Source organism: Roseovarius spongiae (genome assembly GCF_003651245.1).
In the GTDB taxonomy this organism is placed as follows: Bacteria; Pseudomonadota; Alphaproteobacteria; order Rhodobacterales; family Rhodobacteraceae; genus Roseovarius; species Roseovarius spongiae.
The window spans coordinates 1-19,009 of record NZ_RAPE01000006.1 but is presented as its reverse complement, the minus strand read 5'-3'; the positions used below and the strand labels follow the sequence as shown (position 1 = coordinate 19,009).

The following is a 19,009-nucleotide window of genomic DNA, read 5'->3' as shown; positions in this document are numbered from 1 at the left end:
TTGCGGCACATATGGGGCAACGAAGCCGGTGAGGTATAGCCATGACATCCTGCCACCAAGCGGCTGACCGTCACGGCATCCGCAATGGCGTCACCGCGGGCCGTCCGGCGCAGATGGGCACGGTCGGAACCATCCGACGGCGCGGCAGCGACGCGCAGGATCAACAGTATGTGCCCGGTATCGCGGAGGACACATGAGCGGACTGGACGCACTTCTTGATCTGGCGGAACTGCCCGAGGCACGGATTCCCGATACGACCAAGGGCATCGCGCGACTGTCGCTGATGGATTGGCTTGTATGCGGGCGTGCAGGCGTCACCGAACCGGTGGCGGAGATCCTGCGCAGGATGGCCGACCTTGAGGGCGGCGCCCCCCAGGCTGCGCTGTTCGGTGCGGGTCGGGCGCCCGCGCGAATGGCGGCGTTGGTCAACGGCGCCACCTCTCATGCGCTGGACTACGACGACACGCATTTCGCCCATGTGGGGCATCTGTCGGTCGGGATTTATCCCGCCGCGATTGCGATCGGCGAGGTGGAGAACGCAAGCGCCGATGCCATCTGCACCGCCTTCGCGATCGGCGCCGAGGCGGCGATCCGCGTCGGCCTCGCGCTCGGCCGCGCGCATTACGAGCGCGGGTTTCATCAGACCGCCACCGCGGGCGCCTTTGGCGCAACCATCGCCGCGGGACGGCTGATGGGGCTGACGCGCGAGCGGATGCGCGCCGCGATCGGACTGTGCGCCACCCGCGCCACCGGCCTGCGTTGTCAGTTCGGCACAATGGGCAAGCCCTATAATGCAGGCGTTGCCGCCGCCGCAGGCGTGGAATGCGCGCAACTGGCCATGGCCGGCATCACCGCCCCCGACGACGGTCTGTTTGGACAAAACGGCTATCTCGTCACCCATAGCGACGCACCGGGCGACATCGCCCCACTGGAGAAGGCGTGGCTGCTTGATGATATGAAATACAAGCTGCACGCGTGCTGCCACGGCACACATGCAATGATCGAGGCCCTGAAGGGCCACAATATCGATGGCGTCACCGCCCTGCGTCTGCGCACCAACCCCAGATGGCTGACCGTATGCGACATCAAGTCCCCGCGCACCGGTCTGGAGGTGAAATTCAGCTACGCCTGGCTGGCGGGGATGGCCCTGCGCGGCGATGCCACCGGAAGCGACGAGGCCTACACAAGCGCGTTGGCCAACGATGCCGAGCTAGCGGAATTCGCCCAGTGCGTGGAGGTCGCCGGCGACGAGACCCTGACGGACATGCAGGCCGCAGGCGAGATCCAGATGCGCGACGGCAGCGTTCGGGACTTTGCCCATGATCTCGGCGCGCCGATCCCCGTGGATGATCTGGCGATTGCTCTGCGCAGCAAGGCGCACGCGCTGCTTGGCCCGCAGGGCGACGCGATCTGCGACGCGCTGACTTCGCTCAACGAAACGAAGGCCCGCGATCTGGCCACTCTCATGGACCAACGGACATGACCGGGTAGTCTGATTGGATCGGCCGCAACACCCAGCGCAGCGCCCACGCACCCCCGGCGCACTTGGCGCACTTGGCGCACTTGGCGCATTGTCGACCGGGCGACAGAGTTGCAAGCAAAATAGTCGGAACGGGCTGCCTGATCCCGCATATCGAAAACCGTACAGGCCGCAAGGGTGCTTATCGAAAAGCCTTATTTTCCGCAGATGCTCTTCAGCCGCCCGCCCGCCTCATGGCTCAACCTCTGGCAAGACCCCTCTCACGCCACTGCGTGGATTCAAGAGGCGACACGCTCTCCACCATGCGCAAGAATGCGGTCGTATAGCTCGCGCGAGATCTCGATCCCATTCGCCTTATTGTGCGCCCGCGTCAGGTAGCGTTGCTGCGAAGGAAGCCGCGCACCCTGATCGGTAAAGCCCGCAAAAACCTGTTCGGCCCGCTGCTGATTGGTCGCCGGGTCATCATTGCCAAGAAGGGCCGGATCAAACGCCACGATCAGTTCACCGTGGCAGGGCGCCGCGCGTTCGCCTGCGTCGAAATCCATTGATGCTAGGCTGGTCATGTCGCCAATCAGCGGCCCGGCCAACAGCTCGATCATCGTCGATAAGGCGCTGCCCTTGTGCCCACCGAAAGTCGTCATCGCCCCCGCCAGAACCGCGGCCGGATCATTTGATGGCCGGCCCTGCGCATCCAAACCGCAACCGTCAGGAAGCATCTGCCCAGACAGCTTCGCCATTGCGATATCGCTGCGCGCCATCGCGCTTGTCGCGAAATCGAACACATATGGATCGGTGTCCGCACGCGGCCACCCAAAGGCGAAAGGATTGGTTCCCAACACGGGCCTCATGCCACCCGAGGGCGCCACCCAGGCGTGACTCGGCGTCATTGCCATCGACGCGAGGCCCATCCGGGCAATGCTCTCCACCTCTGGCCAGAGCGCGGAAAAATGAAAGCAGTTGTTGATCGCCAGAACCGCGACGCCAAGCGCCTTGGCCTTTTGCTCCAACTGCGGCAGCGCGCGCTCAAAAGCCAGAAGAGAGTAGCCAAAGCAGGCATCGGCACGCACGACAGCCGGGGTAAGCTCTGAAATTACGGGCTCGGCGGTGCGATTGAAATTCGCGCTGTTTATCGTCATCACGCAACCGGGAAGCCGCAAAAGCCCGTGAGACTGACGCCCGTCACGCTCACACTCCGTGATGGTCTGCGCCACGGGGCGGGCCTGGGCTTCGCAGAGCCCGGCTTTGCGCAGCACGGAAAGCGCCAATGAACGGACTTCATCCAGATCAAGCCGGACCGCGTCGCTCGCGGGTGATGAATTCTCAGTCATGTGGGGTCCTTGTTGCTGCGCGGGATCTCGCGATCATCGGTCTGTTCAGGCCCAGAGTGCCCGCCATTTCCCCACGCCGCAAGCAAGCGCCACGCGGCCCGAAGCTGCATATTTGGGCTTTTAGCAGAACTAAGCGCATGGATTTCACAGATCAGGACGCTGCAAATACATGGCGGCGTTTTCGCGGGGAACTTGAAGGCCCGCCCATCCGACACGCGTTCAGCACTGACCGGATACTTCAGCCTGTTGGGATTGGTGGCGACGATGCGGAACGATTCATCCTTCGATCGGAAGGTGCGGCCATGGTCTGAGGGCTCAAGCCCAGGGTGAGGTGCGAGAACCTCGAACATGGCCTTATCCGGGGAATAGATCGCACCGTCCTCCTGCGGGATGCCGACGCGGAAGTTGATCGCAAAACTAAGGCGCAGGTCGATATCCACGAGATCGCCCCCTTCGACTGTGAGTCCGTGCGTCTCTGCCACTGCGAGGCATGCCTTCATAATGTCCCGGCGCAGCCCGATCGCAAAGCTCTGGGGTCAGGTTACGTGGTGGTAGCACCTTGACCCCAGTTCGCGCAGGTACCTTGGGCGCGGATGGCTGTCGTTTGCGCGGGGGCTTCTTCATGCAGTTGGCGCCTCTGTGATCTCGTTGCCAATCAGCATTTCAGCCTTTGCATTACAAACAGTCCCGCGCGATCCCCATCTCGCGGGCAATCTCCGTCGGGGAGAGGCCTGCACCCAGTTTGGTCTGGATGGCCGCCAGATGCGCGCCCTTTTCTTTCAACCGCGCAACGATGGTCTGAAGATCCCGAAGTGAGCGAGCAAGCCGGTCGATGCGCGTAACCGCTAGGGTTTCGCCTGGGTGAATAAAGTCGAGGATGATTTCAAGGCTTTGTCAGGTTACAGCCCACCCGACCGCCGGATAGCGAAGTGTTATGCTGAACCTTGACGATCTCTCCCATCTCAAGGGGTACCGCTTTCCGCGCGCCGCTATCGGATACGCCGTCTGGGTGTATCACCGTTTCGCCCTGGCGGCGTCGCCTGGGCGGGAGCTTCTTCAAACCGCCGGCGAATACCGTCGATCACCGCACTGTTGCTGGTCAAGACCGGCACGCCGAAATGTGCCTCCAGCGCCGGTTTCGCTTCGAGGGCGCGGAAATTCGTGCAAGACACGAATAGGGTATCGAACTGCTTGCCTTTCAGCTTGTCGGCGGCAAACTGCACGATCTCGTCGGGGGTCGGATCGGCCAGGGCGACATTGACGTGGATGCCCATGCCGTGCGCGGCCACGACCTCGCGGCCGCCTTCGGCAAGGGCGGTTGCGACAGCGTTGGTCAGGTCGTCGATGTAGGGGGTGATGACGGCCAGTCGCCTTGCGCCTGCCCGGTCCAAGGCCGCCGCGGCCGCGGTGACAACGCCCATGGACGGACACCCCGCAAGCTCACCAAGATCGGCGCAGGTCTTTCTGTCATAGTCCATCCCGAACAGCGAGCCGCCCGAGGTGCAGCCGAAAACGAAAAGATCGGGATTGACCGTGCCGAGATCCGAAGCCGCCGCTTGCAACATCAAAAACAAGCAGCATAATCAATCACGCAACCGAACCAGAGCCTCCAATGTTTAAGACGCTCTGATGTCCCACTTTATATGACGACGGACAGACATGACACTTCGCTATCCGGCGGTCGGGTGGGCTGCAACCTGACAAAGCCAAGCCGTGATCAACTTGGCAATCCCATGCAAACTGCTTTAATTTTGCACCGGCGTTCTCATCCGCCCGGTTCGAGACGCGAAAAGTTGGGCCCGAGAGCCCTGCCCTGAAATTTGATGGTCATGGATCAACAGACCACCAAATAACGGAACCGATCACCTATCGCGCGGCCCACAGCATGGGCCGCGCGCATGTTGTCGCCTGGCGCTATTTCGTTGCTGCTTTGCGAGCAGTTCCGACGAAGTCTTCATAGGTTTCGCGATTGTTCTCGATCCAATCATCGGCGATGGATTTGATGTTCCGATCGGAGCTGTCCTCCTTCATGCGCCCCTCCCAGCTTGACCAGGTAGCCAGCGGCCACGACACAGTCTCGGCAAGAGCCGCGATGGCGGGGTTTTCCTTCAGGAACTTCCGGTTGGCGGCGATCTTCCAGTTCCACGATCCCGTCGCCATCCGGCAGGGATCCTGACCGCCCGCGCAGCCTACCACGCCCGAAACCTCCTGCTTGCCGCTGCTGCTCACGCCCTCGGGCAGCGCATCATAGGGAATCGGGAGCCAAACCACGTCCTCGCCCGGCTTCAATCCTTCGGTCACAAAGGACGGGCTCCAAGTGTAGTAGAGAACTGAATCGCCCTGCCGGTAGCGCGCAAACACTTCGGCCATGAGCGGCTCGTACTTGGCGCGGATGGATTCAACCGTGTCGCCGAGACCGAACTCCTCGAGCTGATAATCCACCACATCGCCACAGCTCCACCCGGGATCGCAATTGATCAGGTTTGCCAGGCCATCTCCGTCCGAATCGAACAGCTTGGCCAGTTCGGGATCCTTCAGTTGCTCGAGGCTGGTGATATCGTATTTCTCCGACGTCGCCTTGTCGATCGTGTAGCCGTTGATGCCACCGCCCCCGATCGTGCCGTCGCCCACCAAGGCGACCCATTCTTCGACCTTCTCGACCTGCGGGGCGCGCTGGGGCATGTTGATGTCCGCGGTGATATCCATGTCGCCTTGTTTCGCCGCCTGCAGGAAGGCCGCGACGCCCACAGTCACCAGTTCGACATCATAGCCCAGATCCTCGATCATCGAGATCAGGATCTCGTCCTGCACGTAGTTCGCGCCCAAACTGTCGTTACGCGCGATGCGGACCGTCTTGCCCTCGCCCGGCAGATCTTGAGCCAGCGCCGGTATGGCCAACACGCCGATGGCCAATCCGGCCAGCAATTGTCTCTTCAGTTCCATGACGTTTTCCCTTACTCCTGTTGGATGGAAATTGCGGCGCGTCCTTTTATTGCGGCTGCGCCGCCGCTTTGCCCATGCGCGCGCGTGAGCGCTTTATCTGCCATGGGTTTTCTCGATCGCCTCTTCAGGCAGCGCTGGACGCGATCCTCGAAACATGCCGCCCAAGACCGCTCGAAGGCCGGGGCGCGCCGACATTTCCTCGCGGCGTTCGCGGTTCGCCATTGCCTGCGTCAGCCGATCGAGGATGATCGCCAGAAGGACGATGCCGATTCCCCCCACTGCGGCACGTCCGACGTCGAGCCGTCCCAGACCCTGTAGCACAACCAGTCCCAGGCCTTCGGCGCCAATCATCGCGACGATCACCGCCATGACCATCGCCATCAAAACGGTCTGGTTGAGCCCGCCCAAGATGGTCGGCAGCGCCTGGGGCAACTGCACCTCCCACAGCAGCTGGCGCTCGGTGGCGCCGAAGGCGACGCCGGCCTCAATGAGTTCGCGGTCCACCATCCGAATTCCCAGATTGGTGAAACGGATCAGCGGCGGGACCGCAACGACGACGACAGCCACCGCGCCTGGCACGGTGCCGACGCCGAACAGCATCACGACCGGGATCAGGTAAACGAAGCTCGGCGTGGTCTGCATCACGTCCAGCACCGGCCGCACGATGCGCCAGGCGGTATCGCTGCGCGCACAGAGGATGCCGGTCGGTATGCCGATCAGGACGCAGATCACGATCGCCGTGGCGATCAGCGCCAGCGTCGTCATCGACTCGGGCCAGACGCCGATCAACATCAGCAGGACGAGCGACAGCGCCGTGAAGATCGCGAGCCCCCGACCTGCGAGCCACCAGGCCAGTGCGGTGAAAACCACCAGGAAAAGCAATGGCGGCATCGCTAGAAGCCCATCCTGGATTAGCCTCAGAAGCCCCTCAATCGGCCATTTTATGACCAGGAATGCGGGCCGGAAATTGAACGCGATCCATTCCACGAATGTCTGAATCCAGCGATCCAGGGGAATGTAGTAGTTTTCGAGATTCAGCATCAGGCCACCGGCTCTTTGGTTTCGCTTTTCGGCGTCGCATCACCCGCGCCGGCGATGCCCGCCAAGAGTGCATCCTGCGGGATATGACCACAGAACCGCCCCGTATCGTCGATCACCGCGATCGGCCGCCCCGAGCGGGCGCGTCGGGCGATTTCTATCAGCTTGTCTTCGAGGTTCACGGTCATGAAATCCATCGACGGCCCCCCCTCCTTTCGCCAGCTTTCGACCCGGCCTTTCTTGTCCAGTCGGAATCCGTCGCGCTCATCCGTGCGCATGATCGACTGCGCGTCGAAAAGGCGCGCACGATCCACTCCGCGCGTGAAGCCTGCCACGTATTCGCTCCTGGGATCTTCCACGATCTCCTGTGGGGCGCCTTCGCGAATCAGAGCGCCGTCGGCCATGATGGCGATGCGCGTGCCAAGCCGAAGCGCCTCTTGGAAATCGTGGGTGATGAACAGCACGGTTTTGTGCAGTCGGGTTTGAAGGCGCAGCAGTTCATCCTGCATTTCGCTGCGGATGAGCGGATCGAGCGCACTGAAGGCCTCATCCATGATCAGCACGTCCGCCTCGGTCGCCAATGCGCGGGCAAGGCCGACCCGCTGACGCATCCCGCCGCTCAGCGAGGCCGGAAGATGCGAACCCCATGCCGACAGGCCGACGACCTCAAGCATCTCTTCGGCCTTGCGCTGGCGCTCTCTCTCGGACATCCCGCGCAGCTTCAGCCCGAAACCGACGTTCTCGATCACGGTCTTGTTGGGCAGAAGCCCGAAGTTCTGGAACACCATCGAGATGCGATGCCGGCGGATCTCGCGCATTTGGTCGGGACTGCAACAGGTGATGTCCTCGCCATCCAGAAGGATTTGACCTCCGTCCGGCTCCAGTATGCGGTTGACGCAGCGCGCGAGCGTAGACTTGCCCGATCCCGAAAGCCCCATGATGACCGAGATCGACCCTTTGGGGACGTTGAGCGATACATTGTCCACGCCCAGAACGCTCCCCGTTTCGGCCAGGAGCGTTTCTTTTGTCGCGCCTTCTCTCAGGCGACGTAACGAGTCTTCGGGATGTTTCCCGAAAATCTTGAAGAGATTGCGGATTTCAATCCTGTCCGTCACGATTTCAGACGCCTTTCTCTTGATGTCGGCATGGTGCGAAGCGAGATGCTTCCTCTATCGCGGCCGTATGGTAAAGCGATTGATACGCACGCCGTCACTTCTGTCTTCCTATGAAACGTAGGAGTCAGAACGCAAAAGCTTCGGCGGTTTACATCATAGCAACGAGCCGCCCCGATGATACCAATCATACATCAACAGGATCCGAGGAGTCGCCCCCATGTTCCACTCGGCCCGATGTCCCGCACTGATCGTCGTGGACATGCAAAACGATTTCGTGCGCAGAGGCGCCCCGATGGAGGTCCCCTCAAGCCGTGACATCGTGGTAAGGTTACAGGCCCTGATCTCCGCGTTTCGCGCGCGGAGTCTGCCAGTGGTCTTCACGCGCTATGTCGCCGCCCCCGACTATCGCCACCTTCAGACGCGCCTGCCCTGGCTCGAATTGATCGAACCGCCAGTAAGCGCTTGCCTGCCGGGCCATATGCGCGGCTATGCCGATGTGGACCAGGATCGCGACGCCGCGGCCATGATTGACGAACTCGCGCCGGAGCCGCGGGACATCGTGATCGACAAGATATTCTACAGCGCCTTTTTCAAAACCAATCTGCATCAGCAGCTGCAATCGCTGGGGGTGGACGCATTGGCCGTGACGGGAACGCTGACCGAGATGTGCGTCGAAGATACCGCGCGCCACGCGGTGCATCACGGTTACCCGACCGCCATGGTTCGCGATGCAGTGGCGTCGAATTCCCCCACTCGTCACGACGCCGCGCTGGACGCCTTCGCCGGGAATTACGGCTGGGTCATGGATGCGTCCGAAATCGAGGCTCGGCTCATGGCACCCCTGACCAAGGAAACGGACGGTTGACCTCGCGCGCCGAACGGTTCAATCCTCTTGCGACTCGTCCCCGAAAGCCGATGACCCAGCGTACCGCAGATGATGCCGGAAAATTCCGCAAGGTGTCGGAGATCGCCCGGCTGATTTACGAAGGCCGCGATCTGCACGACGCGCTGCACCGGCTGACCGAAGGGGTGTGCATGCATTCCGCGTGGACGAACAGCAGCATTCAGGCGCTCGACATTCGCCGCCAGGTGTCGCGGCCGATCGTGCGCTACGATCCCAACAGGCCCGACACCGCAGTGGATATCCTGGAATGGGACGCCGCCGGAAGCCCTCTCGGCCGGATCGTGGAAACCGGCCAGCCTCTGATCCTGCGCGACGCCTCCGAGCAGGATGACTATCCCGGCTTTCGCGAAGACGCTCGGCGGCGGGGGTATCGCACGGTGGTGATGATACCGCTGCGCTTTGCCGACGAGGAAGGCCGGCCCATTGTCTTTACCGTCATCTCGGACGAGGTACAGGAGGTGGATGACGCCGAAATGGGATTTCTGCGCTGCCTCGTCGATCTGGCCGATATCGCCGTACGTCGGATGCAGATTCTCGAGCGCGAAAGCAGGGAGACGCAAAACCTGCGCAACATCCTTGTCAATCTGACGACCGCACTGGCGACGACGCTGGACGCGGATCGTGCCGACGATCTCTTCAGGGCGCTGTCGCACCTGTTCCCGAGCGGGTGGTTTGCTGTCGATCTCACCTCTGGCCAGGCTCTTTTCGACCCGTCCAGACCGCCGCCAGGCCTGGACGACACGATATCCGCTCTTCCCGAAAGTCTGATCGGCTATTGCCTGCAGAACGATGGCACGGGGGCGGGAAGGAATGTGCGCATCAGCCTTGACGGGATCACGACACACAGCGCGCGCATGAAAAGCCTGACCATTGACAACACGCCAGTCGGCGCGCTCTTTCTTCTCGTTGAAGGCGATCTGTCTCCGCATGAAGAGATCGCCGCGCAAGCCGGACAGTTCGCGCTGTCCACGCTGATCCTGCGCGGATATCTCGCGTTCAGGTTGCGGGGCCATTCCGCGCAGCGCCTCATGAAGCGGCTCTTCGCCGGCGAGGACGCCTCCTTGACGGAATTGCAAGAAGAGGCCGCCATCCTGGATTTTCCGATGAACGTGGAAATGCGGCTTTTGGCCATTTCGACACCGGAGCATCGGCGCCCGACGGACAGCGCCCATTCGCTTGTCCTGCGAAAGGCGCAACAGCAGTTCGGCCAAGCGATTTCATGTGTGATCGATGGAACGATCTTCATTCTGCTGCATGACGGCGACATGCTGGACGAAACGACCGGGCGCGACGCCTTTTTGCAGGCGATCCGAACGGTTCTGTCCGGCCGTCCCTTGATCGTGCAATCGCAACCGATCACGGCACCCGGCCAGATCGCCGCCGCTTACGATCTGTGCCGGCGTAATCTCCAGGTAGCCGAATCGATGCGCGCCGAGGGTTGGATTGCAAGGCGGCGTCTCGGCGCCGTGCCCGCGTTCATGGCCTCGATCGGTGACACCGTGGCACAGGAATTTCTAGCCGAGACCATTGCGCCCATTGCCGAGGGAGGATCGTCCAAGGGACGCACCGCAATCGAGACGCTATCGGCATTTCTCGCTTCCGGTCGCCGCCAGCAGGAAACCGCCGACACGCTGGAAATCCACGTCTCGACCCTGCGCTACCGGTTGGAACGGCTGTCAGAACGGCACGGGTTGGATCTGACCGATCCCGACCAATGCTTCGAACTGGAATTGGCCCTGCGGCTCTACCAGTTGCGGAATTCCTATCAAACCTAGCAAAAAAAGTGGAGTTCATGATCGTCTTCCCCCGACGATGCGAACGACGCTCCGGTTTATCGTTTCGCCACGCCCCCAACGGCACGAAAGTAAAGGCGCGCGAACATGGCGGATTGCGACAGACTGGAAAAGACGGCGCTGACCTCGGCGCTTCGTGACGCCTTCGGGGCGTTCGCTACGGGGGTCACGGTGGTCACAACGCTCGCGCAGGATGGCCGACCGGTCGGGTTTACCGCCAATTCCTTTACCTCGGTCTCGCTCGACCCGCCGCTTCTGCTGATCTGCATTGGCAAGACGTCGTCCAACCTGGCGACCTTCCGCACGGCCGAGAGTTTCGCGGTCAACATCCTCGCCGATGGGCAGGACGCGATCGCCGGTCGGTTCGCCGCGCCGCTGGACGATCGCTTCAAGGATACCGCCTGGACGTCCGGCCGCCAGGGCGCCCCGCTTCTGCCGGACGTGGCGGCCTGGTTCGATTGCCGGGTTCACGAAGTTATCGACGCGGGCGATCACGTCGTCCTGATCGGCCGTATCGACGCCTTCGAGCGCAGCACGCGAACACCGATGATCTATCTGCAGGGCCAATATCTCAGCCCGCCCCGCACCGGTAACGCCGCGCGGAACGGGGGCGGTGCGATCCGCGCCGGGTGCATCCTCGGCGCCGGCGAACGCGTTCTGATGCAGCGTGAGGGCGGAGGCTGGGGCCTGCCGATGAGCACACCTTCCACAAGCTTGCGCGCTGCGCGCGCAAACATGGAGGAACAGCTTGCCGGACTGGGCCTCGGCGTGGAATGGAACGTGCTCTATTCATTATTCGACGATCCCGACGACGCGGGCACCTGGGTGTTCTTCCACGGCCGAATCGAGCCGTCGGACACGCTGCCGGAAGATATGCGGCTTTTCGATCTTGATGCACTTCCGCTCGACCAGGTCGCCGCCCGCCCGGTGCGCGCGATGCTGCGTCGCTATGCCCTGGAGTGCCGCGCCGAGGCGTTCGGGCTCTATGTCGATGCGGCGCGCCATATCGGTCATGTCGCCCGGTTTGCGGGCGCGCCGACTCAATGGGATGCGACACTCAACAACGGAGAGAAAGTGCAATGATGCAATTCGATGCCGAATCGCTCAAGGGACAACGCCTACCGCTGTTCATCGGCAATCGGTTCGTCGCCTCCAGGGGCGGGACGATTCCCAGCTTCGATCCGGCGACCGGGCTGGAATGGTCCGCCATTGCCGACGCCGCCCCCGAGGAGGTGGATCAGGCCGTGCAGACCGCGCGCGCGGCGCTGTCGGACCCTGAGTGGCGGGACCTGTCCCAAAGCAATCGCGGCCTGCTCCTGGGCCGGCTGGCCGATCTCGTGGAACGCGATTGCGAACGCCTGGCGCGGCTCGAGGTTCAGGACAACGGGAAACTCCTGCGCGAGATGCGCGCGCTGACCCAGGCCGTAGCAGTGGGATTGCGCTATTTTGCCGGCATGGCCGACAAGATCGAGGGCGCCACGATCCCGGTCAACAAGCCCGACATGCTGAACTTTACCCTGCGCGAACCTATCGGCGTCGTGGCGGCCATCGTGCCCTGGAACTCGCCGTTGTTGTTGCTGAATCGGGCGATGGCCCCCTGCCTCGCCGTCGGCAACACGATGGTCGTGAAACCGTCGGAACATGCATCGGCCTCGATACTGGCGCTGGCCGAACTGGTGGAAGAAGCGGGTTTTCCGTCCGGCGTCTTCAACGTCGTGACGGGGCGCGGCGATACAGTGGGCGACGCCCTGGTGCGCCATCCCGGGGTGAACAAGGTGGATTTCACCGGCGGGCCGGCGACAGGACGGCTCATCGCTGCCGGCGCCGCGCAGAATCTTACCCAGACGGCGCTGGAACTTGGGGGCAAATCACCGCACATCGTTTGCGAGGACGCTGATCTGGATCGCGCCGTGAATGGTGTGGTTTCGGGCATATTCGCGGCCGGGGGGCAGACCTGCGTCGCGGGCTCGCGGTGTCTCGTGCATGATAGCATCTACGACGAGGTCGTCGAGCGCCTTGCCGCCCGCGCCGGGGATATCCGCATCGGCGCCCCAACCGCGGACGACACGCAGCTTGGCCCGCTGGCGCTCTGGGATCAGGTCGAAAAGGTCGGTCGTTTCGTCGAAGGGGCCAAGACCGAAGGCGCGCGGCTGGTATCCGGGGGCGGTCGACCCGAAGGGCTGGGCGATGGCTGGTTCGTCCAACCCACTGTTTTTGCCGATGTGACCAACGACATGACGCTGGCGCGCGACGAAGTGTTCGGCCCGGTGCTGGCGGTGATGCGCTATTCGGACGACGAAGAGATGATCGCGATGGCCAACGATACGCGCTTTGGTCTCGCTGCCGGAATATGGACCGACGACATCAACCGCGCACTGCGCTTCATGCGCAGGATCGAGGCAGGAATGGTCTGGATCAACACCTATCGCAGCCCGTCGATCATGTCGCCCTCGGGCGGCTTCAAGGAGTCGGGCTACGGCAAGCACAACGGATTTGCCGCGATCGCCGAATACAGCCGGATCAAGACCGTATCCATCGACTACTCGGGTCAGACGCAGGACGCCTTCGTCATGCGCGTGCAGAAATGAGTTTTCAATACAAGACTGGGAGAAAGAGATGAAGTTTTCCGTTGTCGTCAACATGGGCCGTCTCGATGGGTCGCAAGGGATTAAAGAGATCGCCGCAGAGGCGCTCGAACTGGTACAGATCGCCGATCAGGGCGGGTTCGATGCCGCCTGGACGGCCGAGCATCACACCATCGAACTGACCGTCTCGCCCAATCCTTTCCAGCTCCTAGCATATTGGGGCGCGCAAACGCGCCGCATCCGCCTCGGCACCGGCGTCGTCGCCGCGCCCTACTGGAATCCCATCCGGCTGGCAGGTGAAGCGGCGCTTTGCGACATTCTGACGGGCGGGCGGCTTGAACTGGGTCTTGGGCGCGGGGCCTATCAGTACGAGTTCGACCGCATGGCCGGCGGCATGGATCAGCGCGAGGGCGGTCGCCATCTGCGCGAGATCATTCCGGCAGTTCAGGCGCTCTGGAGCGGAGATTACGCGCATGACGGCGAGCTCTGGCAATTTCCCGAAACTGCCTGCGTGCCGCGCCCGTTGCAGAAATTCCCGCCGATGTGGGTGGCCGCGCGGGACGAGAACACCTTCCGCTTCGCAGTCGAGAACGGCTGCAACGTGATGTCGACCGCGCTGCGCAAACCCTTCGGGGAAGTGGAAGACCTGCAACGCAAGTTCAACGAGGCCACGGCCAACCTTCCGGCCGGGAAGCGCCCGGAACATGCCACGATGCGCCTTGCCTGCGTCTATGAAGATGACGCCGGGCGCGAAGCCGCCGTCAACGGCGCGATCAATTTCGGCCGCAACTTCGAAAATCTCTTCAAGGGCATCGGCGAGGTCCGCCATGGTTATCCCGAACCCGTGGATTTCGAAATTGTCGCCAACCGCGACGAGTACCGGCCCGAGGCGCTGTGCGAGAACATGCTGTTCGGCACGCCGGAAGAGATCATCGCCAAGATCGAGCGGTATCGCGAGGCCGGGGTCGATCACCTGTTGATCGGCGCGACATTCTTCATGCCTCACAAGGTCGCCAGACGGTCGCTGGAACTGTTCTGCGACAAGGTGCTGCCGCATTTCCGCGGCGAAGACGCCGGCCACGCGCAGCATGAGGCGGCCCCCGTCGCCGTCGGTTCGGGCGCGTAGCGGGCATGCCGCAGCATGTGAACCGGCAGGGGCATACCCTGCATTATCTTGACGAGGGATCCGGGCCGCCGGTCATCCTGGTACATGGCGTCGGCTCTAACCTGCATGGTTGGGACGAAGTGCTGGCGCACCTGCCCGCGACGCGCCGCCATCTGCGGCCCGACCTGCGCGGACATGGCAGGTCCGAGCGCGTGTCGGGCCCCTACACGCTTGCCGGCATGGCCGCCGACATCGTCGACCTGGCGGATCATCTGGACCTGAACCGATTCGCGTTGGCGGGCTTTTCGCTGGGCGGGCTGATTGCACAACGGATCGCGCTGGATCATCCTGGGCGGCTGAGCGCACTGGCGCTTCTTTCGACGATTGCAGGGCGCAACGCCGATGAGCGCGAGCGGGTTCTGGCTCGGCGCGACATCCTGGCGCGCGAGGGTCCGCTCACTCATCTGGCCAATGCGGTGGATCGCTGGTTCACGCCGGAATTCGTTGCCGCCAATCCGGGCATCATCGCCGCGCGGCGCAAAGCCGCGATGCGGAACGACCCTGCCTGCTACATGGCCGCCTACAACGTGCTGGCCGAAAACGACCTCGGTGAACAGATCAGGCGAATCGCGGCGCCGACGCTGATCATGACGGGCGAACATGACATCGGATCGAACGCGCGCATGGCGCGGTTCATGCATGAACGGATCGAAGGGTCAGAACTGCACATCCTTTCGGGCCTGAAACATTCGATCCTGCTGGAAGCCCCCGGGTTGGTGGCGCGTCATCTATCTGATTTTCTCGAAGCGGCCCAAGCGAAGGAGCTGAAATGAAACCCGAAATCCGCAAATTTGTCACCCATGTCGAAGATGTGCTGGTCGAAGGCGGCAAGCCCGCCGATCCGCCGCTACGCATCGCCGCACTAGCGACCGTGCTGCGCAACCCATGGGCGGGGCGCGGCTTTGTAGAGGATCTGCGCCCGGAAATCCACGCCCTGGCTCCCGCGCTTGGCGCCGAGATGGTCAAACGCTTGATGCCGCTGGCCGACGGGGTCCCGGCAGAGGCGTTCGGCAAGACCGCAATCGTCGGGGTCAACGGAGAGATCGAGCACGGATCTGCCCTGATCCATACGCTGCGTTTCGGAAATTACCTGCGCGACGCAGTCAGCAGCTCGGAGTTCATTCCATTTACGAACAAGCGTGGCGGACCCGGAAACTCGATCACCTTTCCGCTCAGGCATATCACGAAAGGAGGTGCGCGCTCGCATTTCCTGACCGTGGAATTCTCCATTCCCGATGCGCCTGCGCCCGATGAAATCATCATCGCGATCGGGATCGCCACCGGCGGGCGCCCGCACGCCCGGATCGGCGACCGATACAGTGATATGGAAGAGATGAAGCACGACCAAACCGTGCGCCCCGCCCCTTCGTGAAACCAGAAAGGGCTAAAACTGGCCGGTTTTTACTCCGCCGTTGACAACTATCCCTTCATACGGATCGAGAATTACTCACTCCGCCCCGGGGCGGGCGGCAGGGGCCGCACGCGTGACGGGCACGGGTTCGAACACGGTTACCGGATGCTCGAGGGCGGTGTGCTGTTCTCGACCTATACAGACCGCTTCAACATCCAGCCGCGTGGGCTGGCAGGCGGCGAGCCGGGCGCGTCATGCTCGATCCGTATCGAGAGCGACGGGAGGGAAATCGCACTCACCTCGCGGGCCAGCCGCAGCCTTAAGAAGGCGTCGAGGCGGGTCGGGCCGTATGAAGACCCCGCCCCCGAAGGCACGCAGCCGCGGATCGGTGTCATCGCGCTGCTTGAGAGTTTCGAGACCAGGCGCAGGGAGCTGGACGTTTCGGGCTCGGAAATCCTCGACCTGCTGGCCTGGGTCCAGATGATCCTCGTCACCCCTCACCTGTTCGAGCAAAGGCCGGAGATGGCAGACCTTCTGCTGTCGCGCGAACGGGCCTGAGCGTTCACGTCCCCGAACTCTGCGCCGACCTGGCCGGCGCAGGGCTCCGAGACGACCAGATCGACATCCGGCAGATTGACATGGCCGATGTCGACGCCAACCAGGCCGGTGCGCGGCGTCCGCGCACTTGCCAGCTGATCGATGACCTGCGTCATCCATGAAAGAGCGGTCAGTTCCGGCGCGAAGGTCGGCGTCAGGTTTTCGGTGGGGGTCATGTTCCTGTCTCCTTTTTTGAGGTCGGGTACGGTAAGCGTCTGCGCATGCTCGCGCCCAGCACCCGGGCGAACGTGATCTCCGCGGTCGGGTTGCTTGCCCGGTCGCGCGAATGGGCCGCGGGTCGCGGGGTCGAAATATCGCCTCTCCCGTCCGAGGACCTGTTCACAGGGTTCCTGCACTACCTCGGGGAGAAGCGCGCTGTCGGTTTCGGGACCGCGCGCGACTATCTCGAGAGCGCGCGGATGTTTTTCCTGCGCGCCGGGCTGTTCGACGAGGCGAGCCACGCCGCCCTCGCAGACCTGATCGCAGCCCTTGCCGAGGAAGCGGCGGAGAGCGATCCCGGGAAATGGGCCCGGCTCAGAGAGTTTCGCACGGCCTTTTCGCTCGCGGATCTCCTCAAGCTCGCACTGGCCTGCTCAGCAGAGGCGAAGACCCTCGCCGGCGACTCGGTCAAGGCGGCGAAGCTCAGGCAGAAGGCAATGATCTACGCGCTGCTGGTCAATACCGGCGACCGGCAGGGGGATCTGCGGTTCTATCGCATCGGCATCGATCTTGTCCGCGACGCGGCTGGCGACTGGCGCCACGGCATCCGGCAGGGCAAGACCGGCAAGGCCAAGGAGGTCGATGCGCTCTGGCCCGGCGCCTCCGCGCTGATCGACCGCCACATTCTCGGGGATCGGCCGGAGTGGCGGCTACCCGGTCGGCTCGCCGAAATCGAGGGGATGAACCTGCTGACGCTGTCCGATCACGTCGTCGGCAAGGGTTACATCAATCGACGCCTGGCGGCGGATTTCGACATCCATGGCCACCTGGTGCGTACGCTCATCGCCGATCTCATTCGCCGCACCCGTCCCGAGGCGCTCTGGGCGCTGCAAGCGATGCTCGGCCATACCGACCGGCATACCCAAAAGGTCTATCGCTCGGAGTTCGACGAAAGCAAAGCCGTCCGGGAATTCGATGCGCTTGTCGGCCAGCTCAGCGCGCCGCAATCGTGAGGCCGGGCCAGATCGTGACCGGATCGCCGGAATTGCCGTTCGTCGTGCTCGGTGACGAGATCCTGGTCGCCAACGTTACGTCCCGTGGCACTCCGTTCATGATGCGGCGCCCATTGCCGACACACTGCGCATAGCCGGCTGAGCATACGGAGGGGCAAGGTCGACCGCCTCCGGTTTTCTGCCTCACGCACGAGAATATCCGGTTCCGGACGCCACTCCCGCGTCTTCCAGCCCCTCGCGATCCGGCAGGTCGCGCAGGCTTTCGAGGCCGAAGGCGAGCAGGAACCGCTCGGTCGTCACGAAGGTGTAGGGCGCGCCGCGGCGGGGGGCGCGGGGGCCGGTGGCGATGAGGCCGCGGGCATGCAGACGGCCGATCAGGTCGCGCCCGACCTCGCGCCCGAAGATGTCCTTCAGCCCGTCGCGGGTGATCGGCTGGCGATAGGCGATCGCGGCGAGCACCGCGATGTCGTATTCGCGAAGATCGAGCGCCTGGTCGCCGACATCCGCGGCTGCCCGGATCGCCGGCGCGTGGGCCGCGCGGGTGCGCAGCATCCAGCCGCCCGCCACCCGCGCCACCTCGAAGGCGCGCCCTTCGAGATCGGCGGCGAGGTCCTCGACCAGCAGGTCGACCGACGCCCCCTGCCCCACCACGCGGGCCAGGTCCTCGCGCGGCACAGGCGTGGCGCTGGCGAACAGAACCGCCTCGACCCTGTGCATCCATTCCCGCCAGCGCAGCTCGGGCGGCAGGTTGGCCAGTTCGCGGTCCAGCTCGGGCTCGGCTCGGGTCTTCGCCACGCTCACACCCCGTAGAGCCGGAACGTGTCGCGCCCGGTCAGTTCGCGCACCGCGCCGAGGTCCACCAGCCGGTCGCAGAGCCGGCGCGCCGCCCGGTCCGGCAGGAGCAGCGCCGCGGGCGCCGCCGCGTCGCGGGTCAGGAATATCTCGACTGCCGCCGCGGCGCCTTTCGCGCGCAACTTCGGCGCCACCGCGTTCAGCCGCGCCACGCGCCGCGCCAGATCCGCGGCAAGGCGCAGGGCCTCGGTCGCCGCGTGCGTCGCCGCGCGGTGGCAGGCGACCCTGAGATCATCGCCCCGCTTGCGCAGATCGGCGCGCTTCAGACCATTGACGAGCAGCGGCGCCGGACCGGCCCAGCCCAGGGCCTGCGCCAGCGCCGCATCGGCGAGGATGAGACCGGCCGCCTCGGCGCGCGGGCGCTCCGCCAGAACCGTCTCGAGCACCAAAGAGGCGCGGGCGACGGGCGCCTCCGCGCCCCCCGCGTCGAGCCAGGTCGCGATCCGCCGCTCGTCCTCGCCGGGCAGGGCCCGGGCCAGGGCCCCGGGCGACGCCGGCCGCTCCACCGCGCGGCGCCAGGACAGGTAGATCTCGCCGGCCGGGCCGGGCAGGTCCCCGGGCCTCAGCAGGTGCGCCGCGTCGCGCAATTCCCCCGCCCGTTCGGGGCGCCCCGCGAAGGCCGCGCACGCCGCGGCGGCGCGCAGCGCCAGGCGGTCCCGCAGCAGCGCCCCGGGCGTCGTTTCCGC

The 19,009-nt window shown here is 63.8% G+C and carries 20 protein-coding genes; 10 read left to right on the top strand and 10 right to left on the bottom strand.

Annotation, left to right across the window (positions count from 1 at the left end; translation table 11 throughout):
- Window positions 1-193: 193 nt before the first annotated feature.
- A complete protein-coding gene (locus tag D6850_RS16575) occupies window positions 194-1,483 on the top strand; it encodes an MmgE/PrpD family protein (RefSeq protein WP_121168735.1) in 1,290 nt (429 codons plus the stop codon).
- A 275-nt stretch (window positions 1,484-1,758) separates the two neighbouring features.
- Here the strand turns inward: D6850_RS16575 and D6850_RS16570 are convergent, their stop codons facing one another.
- The 7 genes from D6850_RS16570 to D6850_RS16540 form a co-directional block, all read right to left on the bottom strand.
- Window positions 1,759-2,808 carry an Ldh family oxidoreductase gene (locus D6850_RS16570; protein WP_121168734.1) on the bottom strand — a complete coding sequence of 350 codons (1,050 nt, stop codon included), beginning with the start codon at window positions 2,806-2,808 and terminating at the stop codon, window positions 1,759-1,761.
- A complete protein-coding gene (locus D6850_RS16565; protein WP_147438916.1) occupies window positions 2,805-3,248 on the bottom strand; it encodes a hypothetical protein in 444 nt (147 codons plus the stop codon). The genes D6850_RS16570 and D6850_RS16565 overlap by 4 nt, the downstream gene beginning before the upstream one ends.
- Window positions 3,249-3,483: 235 nt before the next feature.
- Complete coding sequence (locus D6850_RS19955) at window positions 3,484-3,687, bottom strand: recombinase family protein (protein ID WP_425452413.1); 204 nt, start codon at window positions 3,685-3,687, stop codon at window positions 3,484-3,486.
- Window positions 3,688-3,797: 110 nt separating this feature from the next.
- A complete protein-coding gene (locus tag D6850_RS19760) occupies window positions 3,798-4,373 on the bottom strand; it encodes an aspartate racemase/maleate isomerase family protein (RefSeq protein WP_121168731.1) in 576 nt (191 codons plus the stop codon).
- A gap of 349 nt (window positions 4,374-4,722) precedes the next feature.
- On the bottom strand, window positions 4,723-5,751 hold the full coding sequence (gene proX / locus D6850_RS16550; protein ID WP_121168730.1) for a glycine betaine/L-proline ABC transporter substrate-binding protein ProX: 1,029 nt from the start codon (window positions 5,749-5,751) through the stop codon (window positions 4,723-4,725).
- A 93-nt stretch (window positions 5,752-5,844) separates the two neighbouring features.
- Complete coding sequence (locus D6850_RS16545) at window positions 5,845-6,792, bottom strand: ABC transporter permease (RefSeq protein ID WP_121168729.1); 948 nt, start codon at window positions 6,790-6,792, stop codon at window positions 5,845-5,847.
- Entirely contained in the window at window positions 6,792-7,904 is a 1,113-nt protein-coding gene (locus tag D6850_RS16540) for a quaternary amine ABC transporter ATP-binding protein (protein ID WP_121168728.1), read from the bottom strand. The genes D6850_RS16545 and D6850_RS16540 overlap by 1 nt, the downstream gene beginning before the upstream one ends.
- A gap of 217 nt (window positions 7,905-8,121) precedes the next feature.
- Between D6850_RS16540 and D6850_RS16535 the strand changes: the two genes are divergently transcribed.
- From D6850_RS16535 to D6850_RS16500, 8 genes are all read left to right on the top strand, one after another.
- On the top strand, window positions 8,122-8,769 hold the full coding sequence (locus D6850_RS16535) for a cysteine hydrolase family protein (protein ID WP_121168727.1): 648 nt from the start codon (window positions 8,122-8,124) through the stop codon (window positions 8,767-8,769).
- A 50-nt stretch (window positions 8,770-8,819) separates the two neighbouring features.
- Window positions 8,820-10,583 (top strand): helix-turn-helix domain-containing protein, encoded by a 1,764-nt coding sequence (locus tag D6850_RS16530; RefSeq protein WP_121168726.1) that lies wholly within the window; start codon window positions 8,820-8,822, stop codon window positions 10,581-10,583.
- A 105-nt stretch (window positions 10,584-10,688) separates the two neighbouring features.
- Window positions 10,689-11,684, top strand: a complete 996-nt coding sequence (locus D6850_RS16525; protein WP_121168725.1) for a flavin reductase family protein — start codon at window positions 10,689-10,691, stop codon at window positions 11,682-11,684.
- On the top strand, window positions 11,681-13,189 hold the full coding sequence (locus D6850_RS16520) for an aldehyde dehydrogenase (protein ID WP_245964225.1): 1,509 nt from the start codon (window positions 11,681-11,683) through the stop codon (window positions 13,187-13,189). The genes D6850_RS16525 and D6850_RS16520 overlap by 4 nt, the downstream gene beginning before the upstream one ends.
- A gap of 28 nt (window positions 13,190-13,217) precedes the next feature.
- Window positions 13,218-14,312 carry an LLM class flavin-dependent oxidoreductase gene (locus tag D6850_RS16515; protein ID WP_121168724.1) on the top strand — a complete coding sequence of 365 codons (1,095 nt, stop codon included), beginning with the start codon at window positions 13,218-13,220 and terminating at the stop codon, window positions 14,310-14,312.
- Between the two features lie 5 nt (window positions 14,313-14,317).
- On the top strand, window positions 14,318-15,124 hold the full coding sequence (locus D6850_RS16510) for an alpha/beta fold hydrolase (protein WP_121168723.1): 807 nt from the start codon (window positions 14,318-14,320) through the stop codon (window positions 15,122-15,124).
- Window positions 15,121-15,723 carry an amino acid synthesis family protein gene (locus D6850_RS16505; RefSeq protein ID WP_121168722.1) on the top strand — a complete coding sequence of 201 codons (603 nt, stop codon included), beginning with the start codon at window positions 15,121-15,123 and terminating at the stop codon, window positions 15,721-15,723. Before D6850_RS16510 ends, D6850_RS16505 begins: the two co-directional genes overlap by 4 nt.
- 18 nt (window positions 15,724-15,741) lie before the next feature.
- Window positions 15,742-16,260, top strand: coding sequence for a hydantoinase B/oxoprolinase family protein (locus tag D6850_RS16500; protein ID WP_121168721.1), 519 nt, complete (start codon window positions 15,742-15,744; stop codon window positions 16,258-16,260).
- On the opposite strand, the gene D6850_RS16495 is transcribed toward D6850_RS16500, so the two are convergent.
- Window positions 16,200-16,475: a hypothetical protein gene (locus tag D6850_RS16495; protein WP_121168720.1), complete on the bottom strand. Its 276-nt coding sequence runs from the start codon at window positions 16,473-16,475 to the stop codon at window positions 16,200-16,202. The genes D6850_RS16500 and D6850_RS16495 overlap by 61 nt on opposite strands.
- A gap of 45 nt (window positions 16,476-16,520) precedes the next feature.
- Here D6850_RS16495 and D6850_RS16490 point away from each other — a divergent pair, with 45 nt between their 5' ends.
- Window positions 16,521-17,471, top strand: coding sequence for a site-specific integrase (locus D6850_RS16490; protein ID WP_121168719.1), 951 nt, complete (start codon window positions 16,521-16,523; stop codon window positions 17,469-17,471).
- A 183-nt stretch (window positions 17,472-17,654) separates the two neighbouring features.
- Here the strand turns inward: D6850_RS16490 and scpB are convergent, their stop codons facing one another.
- Both scpB and D6850_RS16480 read right to left on the bottom strand, forming a co-directional pair.
- Window positions 17,655-18,266: an SMC-Scp complex subunit ScpB gene (gene scpB / locus D6850_RS16485; protein ID WP_121168880.1), complete on the bottom strand. Its 612-nt coding sequence runs from the start codon at window positions 18,264-18,266 to the stop codon at window positions 17,655-17,657.
- 2 nt (window positions 18,267-18,268) lie between these two features.
- The coding region (locus D6850_RS16480; protein WP_121168718.1) for a DUF1403 family protein at window positions 18,269-19,009 on the bottom strand (741 nt) is incomplete at its 5' end.

Bases quoted from the DNA above. Each gene is read 5' to 3' on its own strand.
- D6850_RS16575 (WP_121168735.1), top strand. From the start codon at position 194: ATGAGCGGACTGGACGCACTTCTTGATCTGGCGGAACTGCCCGAGGCA.
- D6850_RS16570 (WP_121168734.1), bottom strand. From the start codon at position 2,808: ATGACTGAGAATTCATCACCCGCGAGCGACGCGGTCCGGCTTGATCTG.
- D6850_RS19760 (WP_121168731.1), bottom strand. From the start codon at position 4,373: ATGTTGCAAGCGGCGGCTTCGGATCTCGGCACGGTCAATCCCGATCTT.
- proX (WP_121168730.1), bottom strand. From the start codon at position 5,751: ATGGAACTGAAGAGACAATTGCTGGCCGGATTGGCCATCGGCGTGTTG.
- D6850_RS16545 (WP_121168729.1), bottom strand. From the start codon at position 6,792: ATGCTGAATCTCGAAAACTACTACATTCCCCTGGATCGCTGGATTCAG.
- D6850_RS16535 (WP_121168727.1), top strand. From the start codon at position 8,122: ATGTTCCACTCGGCCCGATGTCCCGCACTGATCGTCGTGGACATGCAA.
- D6850_RS16530 (WP_121168726.1), top strand. From the start codon at position 8,820: ATGACCCAGCGTACCGCAGATGATGCCGGAAAATTCCGCAAGGTGTCG.
- D6850_RS16525 (WP_121168725.1), top strand. From the start codon at position 10,689: ATGGCGGATTGCGACAGACTGGAAAAGACGGCGCTGACCTCGGCGCTT.
- D6850_RS16520 (WP_245964225.1), top strand. From the start codon at position 11,681: ATGATGCAATTCGATGCCGAATCGCTCAAGGGACAACGCCTACCGCTG.
- D6850_RS16515 (WP_121168724.1), top strand. From the start codon at position 13,218: ATGAAGTTTTCCGTTGTCGTCAACATGGGCCGTCTCGATGGGTCGCAA.
- D6850_RS16510 (WP_121168723.1), top strand. From the start codon at position 14,318: ATGCCGCAGCATGTGAACCGGCAGGGGCATACCCTGCATTATCTTGAC.
- D6850_RS16505 (WP_121168722.1), top strand. From the start codon at position 15,121: ATGAAACCCGAAATCCGCAAATTTGTCACCCATGTCGAAGATGTGCTG.
- D6850_RS16495 (WP_121168720.1), bottom strand. From the start codon at position 16,475: ATGACCCCCACCGAAAACCTGACGCCGACCTTCGCGCCGGAACTGACC.
- D6850_RS16490 (WP_121168719.1), top strand. From the start codon at position 16,521: ATGCTCGCGCCCAGCACCCGGGCGAACGTGATCTCCGCGGTCGGGTTG.